Raw genomic sequence first — 7752 nt, forward strand, 5'->3', positions numbered from 1 at the left:
AGATGTGTATAAGAGACAGCCCCCAACACCATCAAACAACCACCACCGGAATCTTCCCGATCTTCGACCGCCATTCCTTCGGCCCCGTCTCATGCACCGACGTACCGGCGCTGTCGACCGCCACGGTCACCGGCATGTCCTTTACCTCGAATTCGTAGATCGCCTCCATGCCCAGGTCTTCGAAGGCCAGCACGCGCGACGCCTTGATCGCCTTCGACACGAGGTACGCCGAGCCGCCCACGGCCATCAGGTACACCGCCTTGTTGTCGCGGATCGCCTCGACCGCCGCCGGGCCGCGCTCGGACTTGCCGACCATGCCCAGCAGGCCGGTGGACTCCAGCATCTGCCGCGTGAACTTGTCCATGCGCGTGGCCGTGGTCGGGCCGGCGGGGCCGACGACTTCGTCGCGCACGGGATCGACCGGGCCGACGTAGTAGATGAAGCGGTTGGTGAAATCGACCGGCAACGTCTCGCCGCGATTCAACATGTCGATCATGCGCTTGTGCGCGGCATCGCGGCCCGTGAGCAGCTTGCCGTTGAGCAGGATCGTCTCGCCCGGCTTCCAGCCCTGCACTTCCTCGCGGGTGATCGTGTCGAGGTTCACCCGGCGCCCCTTGGAGGCGTCGTAGGTGAGCTTCGGCCAGTCTTCCAGCGACGGCGGATCGAGGGCGACCGGGCCGGAGCCATCGAGCACGAAGTGCGCATGGCGCGTGGCGGCGCAGTTGGGAATCATCGCCACCGGCAGGTTCGCCGCGTGGGTCGGGTAATCCTTCACCTTGATGTCGAGCACGGTGGTCAGGCCACCGAGGCCCTGCGCGCCGATGCCCAGCGCGTTGACCTTCTCGTACAGCTCCAGGCGCAACTCCTCGGCGCGATTGGACGGCCCGCGAGCGATCAGGTCGACGATGTCGATCGGCTCCATCAGTGCTTCCTTCGCCAGCAGCATCGCCTTCTCGGCGGTGCCGCCGATGCCGATGCCGAGCATGCCCGGCGGGCACCAGCCGGCACCCATCGTCGGCACGGTCTTGAGCACCCAGTCGACGATCGAATCGGACGGATTGAGCATGGCGAACTTGGATTTCGCTTCCGACCCGCCACCCTTCGCGGCGACGATCACGTCCACCTTGTCGCCGGGGACGATGGAGACGTTGACCACGGCCGGCGTGTTGTCGCGCGTGTTCATCCGCTTGCCCGCCGGGTCGGCCAGCACCGAGGCGCGCAGCTTGTTGTCCGGATGGTTGTAGGCGCGGCGCACGCCCTCGTTGACCATGTCCTCGACGCCCATGGTGGCGTCGTCCCAGCGCACGTTCATGCCCACCTTGAGGAAGACGGTGACGATGCCGGTGTCCTGGCAGATCGGCCGGTGCCCTTCGGCGCACATGCGCGAGTTGATCAGGATCTGCGCGATGGCGTCCTTCGCCGCCGGGGACTCTTCGCGCTCGTAGGCGGCGGAGAGGTTCCGGATGTAATCCACCGGGTGGTAGTACGAGATGTACTGGAGGGCGTCGGCGACGCTGGTGATGAGGTCGTCCTGCTTGATCGAGGTCATGGCGCTGCGGCTGGCTCGCGAGGCTGGCAAAAGAGCGATTTTAGCGCACCGGGCCGGTGTAAGGTGCCGGGGCCACGGCCGGTCTGTTCCAGGCACCCCAGAGAACCATGGAGTTCCCATGCGCCACCCGTTCCGCATCGCCCTCTTCGCCTGTGCCCTAGCCGCCACCGCCCTCGGCATCGCGCGGCCCGTGGTGGCCGCCCAGACCGCTCCCGAATTCGCCGGCATCGCCGCCTGGCAGAACTCCAAGCCGCTCACCATGCGCCAGCTTCGCGGCAAGGTGGTGTTGATCGATTTCTGGGCCTATTCCTGCATCAACTGCCTGCGCACCCTGCCCCACGTCACCCGCTGGTACGACCAGTACAAGGACAAGGGCCTGGTGGTGGTCGGCGTGCATTCGCCGGAGTTCCCGTTCGAGAAACAGGAAGGCAACGTGCGCGACGCCATCAAGCGCTACGGCATCCGGTATCCGGTCGCCCAGGACAACGACCTGGAAACCTGGGACGCCTGGGACAACCAGTACTGGCCGGCGGAATACCTGGTGGACCAGCGCGGCAACGTCGTCGCCCATCACTTCGGCGAGGGCAACTACCTGGAGATGGAGAACGCCATCCGCACCTTGCTCGGCCTGCCCCGCCTCGCGGATGAGAAGGCTGCCGGCGGCGACAAGGACGCCCCGGATTTCAACCAGTTGGGCTCGCCGGAGATGTACTTCGGCAGCGACCGCAGCAAGAACAACGCGAGCCCGGAAGGCTCGGACAAGGGCACGCGCGACTTCACGGCACCGTCGCGGCTGGAACTCAACCAGTTCGCCCTGGTGGGCCGCTGGGAGATCGGCCGCGACAACGCCAGCCTGGTCGGGCCCAACGGCGAGATCCGCCTGCATTTCAAGGCGAAGAAGGTACACATGGTGGCCAGCGCGAACGATCCGGTGACGGTGGAGGTGCTGGTCGACGGCAAGCCGCAGGCGCCGGTGACGGTGCAGGCGTCGCAGCTGTACACCTTGTACAGCGCGGAGGATTACAAGGATCACGTGCTGACGATCCGGATTCCGAAGGCGAACTTCCACGCGTTCACCTTCACCTTCGGGTAGAGCATCGCCGACAAGTCGGCGATTCGCTCTTGCAAGAGTGTTTCTTAAGATATATCGTACGACCACTACGTACGATATATCGGAGAACACCCATGCACCTTTTCCACCATGCCCGGCATCGTTTCCACGAGCACATGGCCGCCATCGGCCGCGGTGGCGGCCGTTTCGGCGGCGGCCCCTTCGGTTTCGACGACCGCGACGGCATGCGCGGCGGCCGCGGCGGCGGGCGCTTTGGGGGCCGCATGTTCGGCACCGGCGACCTGCGCCTGCTCCTGCTCGCCCTGATCGAGGAACAGCCCCGCCACGGCTACGAACTGATCCGCACCATCGAGGAAATGTTCGAAGGCCAGTACAGCCCCAGCCCGGGCGCGATCTACCCGACCCTCACCATGCTCGAAGAACTGGGCTACGCCCGCGTCGAGGCCGAGACCGGCGGCAAGAAGCTCTATGCCATCACCGATGCCGGCCGTGCCTTCCTCGCCGAGAACCGTGACAGCCTGGACGCCCTTACCGAACGCCTGCAGGTGATGTCGCGGCACATGCGCCGGATGACCGTGCCCAATCCGGTGCGCGAAGCCATGCATGTGCTCAAGCACCAGCTGATGAACCATCACAAGGCCTGGGACGATGCCGAAATGGCGCGCGTCGCCAAGCTGATCGAAGCCACCGCGAAGGCGGTCGCGGAGCGCCAGGGATGAGCGAACGCCATGCGATAACGCGCGTACGCCACTCGCTGAAGATGCGCCGGCTCGAAGTGAACCACGTGCGGCGCCTCACGCCGCACATGGTTCGCGTGACACTCGCCGGCGCGGATCTGGACGGCTTCGTTTCCGCGTCGCCCGACGACCACGTCAAGCTGTTCTTCCCCGTGTCCGACGGCTCGATCAACCCGCCCACGCTCGGTCCCGACGGCCCCGTCTATCCCGAGGGCGTCGAGCCCTCGCCCGCCCGCGACTACACGCCGCGCCGCTACGACGCCGCGCGCAACGAACTCGACATCGACTTCGTCCTGCACGGCGAAGGCCCCGCGTCCACCTGGGCGGAACACGTCAAGGTCGGCGACAGCCTCTGCATCGGCGGTCCGCGCGGCTCGATGCTCGTGCCGGACGATTTCGATCACTACGTGCTCGTCGGCGATGCCACCGCCCTGCCCGCGATCGGCCGCTGGCTCGAGGAAATGCCCGGGACCACGCCGGTGACGGTGCTCGTCGAGATCGTTTCGGACGAGGAACGACAGGCGTTGAAGCGCGATGTCCGCTGGTTCGTCGCCGGCGAATCGCCCAGCCTCGACGAGGCGCTGGCCGCGCTGCCGATCCCCGCGGGCGACACGTTCTGGTGGGTGGCGACGGAGTCCAGACGCGCCCGCGCGCTACGCGCACTGCTGGTCGAGGAACGGCGCATCGACAAGGAATGGGTCAAGGCCACGGGTTACTGGCAGGCCGATTGATCGCACCGAGGTACTCACGCCAGCTCCACCTCGCTTAATCTTCACCTCCCAAGAACACATAACCTTGGCGGGCTTCAGGTTAACTCTGGGCCCGTTGCAGGAGCGGAGGCGGCACGATGCGGCGAGGCAGGAAAATACTGGCATGGGTACTCGGGATCCTGATCCTGCTCGTCGTGGCGATCGTGCTGTTCATCGCCTTCTTCGACTGGAACCGGTTGAAGCCGACGATCAACGAGAAGGTCTCCGAGGCGATCGGCCGCCCGTTCGCGATCAACGGCGACCTGTCCGCGCATTGGTCGCGCGAGCCGGGTGAAGGCGGACTCGTCGGACTCGTTCCCTGGCCGCATTTCACCGCGCGCGACATCACCGTGGCCAATCCGGACTGGGCGAAGTCGAAGCAGTTCGCCACGCTGGCCACGCTGGACTTCCGCCTTTCTCCCTTCCCGCTCCTCGCCCATCGCATCGTCGTGCCGGAGATCCGCCTCGGCCAACCGCAGGTCGCCCTGGAACGCGTGAAGAACGGCGACAACACCTGGACCTTCAAGCTTCCCGAAAGCACCGGTCCGTCCGAATGGCAGCTCGAACTCAATGCCATCGCCTTCGACAAGGGCCACATCGACTTTTCCGATGCGATGAACCAGATCGTCATGGGCATCGACGTGACGCCGCTCGGCAAGGGCATTCCGTTCGACGAGATCATGGCGCAGCAGGAGAAGGATTCGCGCGCGCAGGCCAACAAGACCACCGGGGCCAGCGCCAAGGCGATGTCCAGGAGCGACGCCGACGAAAAGGACCGCCAGGACGAGACGAAGAAGAGGCAGGTCTACTATTTCGCGTGGGACGCCAAGGGCACGTACAAGAAGTCGACCGTGGCGGCCAAGGCACGCACCGGCGGCGTGCTGGCGCTGCGTGATGCCAACCGGCCCTTCCCCGTGCAGGCCGACGCGCGCTTCGGCGACACGCGCATCGCCTTCGTGGGCACGCTCACCGATTCGCTGAACATGGGCGCGCTCGACGTGCGCCTATGGTTCTCCGGCACGAGCATGTCCCATCTCTACGACCTCACCGGCATCACTTTGCCGGACACGCCGCCGTTCGCCACCGAGGGTCACCTGAAGGCCAACCTGAAGAAGGGCGCGAGCGTCTACACGTACGAGAACTTCACCGGGCGCGTCGGCGGCAGCGACCTGGGCGGAACCCTCGTCTTCGATACTGGCGGCCAGCGCCCGAGCCTCACCGGCAAGCTGAAGTCCAACCAGTTGCTCTTCAGCGACCTGGCGCCCCTGATCGGCGGCGGTTCGAACGAGGAAAAGGCGCAACGCGGTGATGCGGTGAAGCAGCCAGCCGACAAGGTCTTGCCCGTGGAGCCGTTCAAGACCGACCGCTGGAACGCGATGGACGCCGATGTGCAGTTCACCGGCGTGAAGATCGTCCACGGCGAGCGTTTGCCGATCGACAACCTCTCGACCCACCTGGTGCTGAAGGATTCCGTGCTGGTCCTCGACCCGCTGAAGTTCGGCGTCGCCGGTGGCACCGTGGGCAGCAACATCCGCCTGGACGGCTCGAAGACACCCATGAGGGGCGGCTTCAACCTCGGCGCGCGCCACCTCAAGCTGAAGGAACTCTTCCCCACCTTCGCGCCGATGCAGACGAGCTTCGGCGAGATGAACGGCGATGCCTCCCTCACCGCCACCGGCAACTCGCCGGCCGCCTTGCTCGGTAGTTCGAACGGCGAGGTGAAGCTGCTCATCAACGACGGCGCGATCAGCAGTTCGCTGCTGGAACTGGCGGGATTGAATGTCGGCAGCTACGCGGTCAACAAGCTGTTCGGCGACGAGGTGGTGAAGATCAACTGCATGGCCGCCGACCTGGTCTCGACCAACGGCGTGATGGAGTCGCGGTTGTTCGCCTTCGATACCGAGAAGGCGCTGATCAACGTCACCGGCGATATCGATTTCCGCGAAGAGAAGCTCAACCTCGATATCGTGCCGCATACGAAGGGCTTCCGGCTCTTCTCGCTGCGTTCGCCCTTGTACGTGCATGGCACGTTCAAGGACCCCGCGCCAGGCGTGCACGCCGGGCCGTTGATCCTGCGCGGCGGCGGTGCCGTGGCGCTGGCGGTGTTCGCCGCCCCGGTCGCGGCGCTGGCCGCCCTCGTGGTGCCGGAGAGCGGCAAGGCGGACGCGACGCAGTGCAAGCCGTTGCTGGACGACCTGCGCAAGAATCCACCCAAGGCCCCGCCGGCCGGGAAGGCGACGCCTGCGGGGAAGGCGCGCGGCTGACCTATCGCCGCCGCAAGCACCCATCGCCGACAAGGTCGGCTCCCACCCGAGATGGCTGCGCTCTGGTGGGAGCCGACGTTGTCGGCGATGCTCCTCCCCTATCGACAATGCCTCCCGGCATCGGCAATGCCCTTACCGGCTCCTGTAAAACACCCCCGCCTTCGGGCAAGCTCTACCGATGTCTCCTTCCCGCAAAGCCCACCTGCAGATCCACTTCTGCGTCCTGCTCTGGGGCTTTACCGCCATCCTCGGCAAGCTGATCACCCTGCCCGCGCTGCCGCTGGTGTGGTGGCGCATGCTCCTGGTGTCGGGCACCCTGCTCTGCGTGCCCAGGGTCTGGCGAGAACTGCGCGCGATGCCCCGACGCCTGCTGTTTTCCTATGCCGGTGTCGGTGTCATCGTGGCGCTGCACTGGCTCACCTTCTACGGCGCCATCAAGCTCGCCAACGCGTCGGTCGCCGCGACCTGCATCGCGTTGTGCCCGATCTTCCTCGCGATCGTCGAACCGTGGGTCGCGGGACGCCGTTTCGATCCGCGTGAATTGCTGATCGGCGCGGCGGTGGTGCCGGGCGTGGCCTTGGTCGCGGGCGGACTCCCTGGCGACATGCGCCTGGGCCTCGCCATCGGCGTGCTCTCCGCACTGTTCGTGGCCTTCTTCAGCGCGCTCAACAAACGCCTTGTCGAAAAGGCCGACGCCTTGACCGTGACCTGCGTGGAACTCGGCACCGGCACCCTGTTCCTCACCGCGCTCGCCCCCTTCCTCGCCTCGCCCGCATTCGTCCTTCCCGACCTGCACGATGCCACGCTGATGCTCGTGCTCGCCTATGGCTGCACGCTGCTGCCCTTCGCGTTGGCGCTCGCCGCGCTACGACATATCTCGGCATTCGCGACGCAGATGGTGACGAACCTGGAGCCGGTGTACGCGATCGTCCTGGCGATCCCGTTGCTGGGCGAGCAGCGCGAGCTGGGCTGGACGTTCTATGCCGGCGTGGCGGTCATCCTGATGGCCGTGTTCGCGCATCCCTGGTTGCATCGCGGGGAAAAGGCGGGAGCGGCGGACCTCGTGACACCCTGATCGGCCCTCGGAGCGATCAAAGCCCTCTAGAAACAGCAAGGGGCTAGAGAGGCAGCAGGGGCTGGTTCCCTGGGAACCGCGCCTTCGGTGGGAGCCGCCCCTGTCGGCGATGGGTGCTGGCCTCAGGCTGACCCGCTGCCGCGGGATCGCCGCTGAAGCGGCTCCCACAAAGGCTCCCACAAAGCACAAAGGCTGTCGGAGCCTGGCTCTGTGTGGGAGCCGGCTTTGCCGGCGATGGGTGCTGGCCTCAGGCTGACCCGCTGCCGCGGGATCGCCGCTGAAGCGGCTCCCACAAAGGCTCCCACA

6 protein-coding genes are annotated in these 7752 nt (G+C 66.1%); 5 read left to right on the forward strand and 1 reads right to left on the reverse strand.

Annotated features, from left to right (window positions below; genetic code table 11):
* Positions 1 to 31 precede the first annotated feature (31 nt).
* Entirely contained in the window at positions 32 to 1549 is a 1518-nt protein-coding gene (locus tag ACR9ZJ_RS18140) for a fumarate hydratase (RefSeq protein ID WP_481288550.1), read from the reverse strand.
* A 118-nt stretch (positions 1550 to 1667) separates the two neighbouring features.
* Here ACR9ZJ_RS18140 and ACR9ZJ_RS18145 point away from each other — a divergent pair, with 118 nt between their 5' ends.
* The 5 genes from ACR9ZJ_RS18145 to ACR9ZJ_RS18165 all read left to right on the forward strand — a co-directional run bounded on the left by ACR9ZJ_RS18145 (position 1668) and on the right by ACR9ZJ_RS18165 (position 7446).
* Positions 1668 to 2642 (forward strand): thioredoxin family protein, encoded by a 975-nt coding sequence (locus tag ACR9ZJ_RS18145; protein WP_481288551.1) that lies wholly within the window; start codon positions 1668 to 1670, stop codon positions 2640 to 2642.
* Positions 2643 to 2734: 92 nt separating this feature from the next.
* Positions 2735 to 3340, forward strand: coding sequence for a PadR family transcriptional regulator (locus ACR9ZJ_RS18150; RefSeq protein WP_481280551.1), 606 nt, complete (start codon positions 2735 to 2737; stop codon positions 3338 to 3340).
* Positions 3337 to 4089 carry a siderophore-interacting protein gene (locus ACR9ZJ_RS18155; RefSeq protein WP_481288552.1) on the forward strand — a complete coding sequence of 251 codons (753 nt, stop codon included), beginning with the start codon at positions 3337 to 3339 and terminating at the stop codon, positions 4087 to 4089. Before ACR9ZJ_RS18150 ends, ACR9ZJ_RS18155 begins: the two co-directional genes overlap by 4 nt.
* Before the next feature lie 116 nt (positions 4090 to 4205).
* On the forward strand, positions 4206 to 6371 hold the full coding sequence (locus ACR9ZJ_RS18160; RefSeq protein ID WP_481288553.1) for an AsmA family protein: 2166 nt from the start codon (positions 4206 to 4208) through the stop codon (positions 6369 to 6371).
* Positions 6372 to 6549: 178 nt separating this feature from the next.
* The gene (locus ACR9ZJ_RS18165) at positions 6550 to 7446 is read left to right on the forward strand and encodes a DMT family transporter (RefSeq protein WP_481288554.1); all 897 of its coding nucleotides are present in this window, start codon (positions 6550 to 6552) and stop codon (positions 7444 to 7446) included.
* Positions 7447 to 7752: the final 306 nt, after the last annotated feature.

The organism is Luteibacter sp. KNZ12-1A (assembly GCF_056755675.1).

Bases quoted from the DNA above. Each gene is read 5' to 3' on its own strand.
- ACR9ZJ_RS18140 (WP_481288550.1), bottom strand. From the start codon at position 1,549: ATGACCTCGATCAAGCAGGACGACCTCATCACCAGCGTCGCCGACGCC.
- ACR9ZJ_RS18145 (WP_481288551.1), top strand. From the start codon at position 1,668: ATGCGCCACCCGTTCCGCATCGCCCTCTTCGCCTGTGCCCTAGCCGCC.
- ACR9ZJ_RS18150 (WP_481280551.1), top strand. From the start codon at position 2,735: ATGCACCTTTTCCACCATGCCCGGCATCGTTTCCACGAGCACATGGCC.
- ACR9ZJ_RS18155 (WP_481288552.1), top strand. From the start codon at position 3,337: ATGAGCGAACGCCATGCGATAACGCGCGTACGCCACTCGCTGAAGATG.
- ACR9ZJ_RS18160 (WP_481288553.1), top strand. From the start codon at position 4,206: ATGCGGCGAGGCAGGAAAATACTGGCATGGGTACTCGGGATCCTGATC.
- ACR9ZJ_RS18165 (WP_481288554.1), top strand. From the start codon at position 6,550: ATGTCTCCTTCCCGCAAAGCCCACCTGCAGATCCACTTCTGCGTCCTG.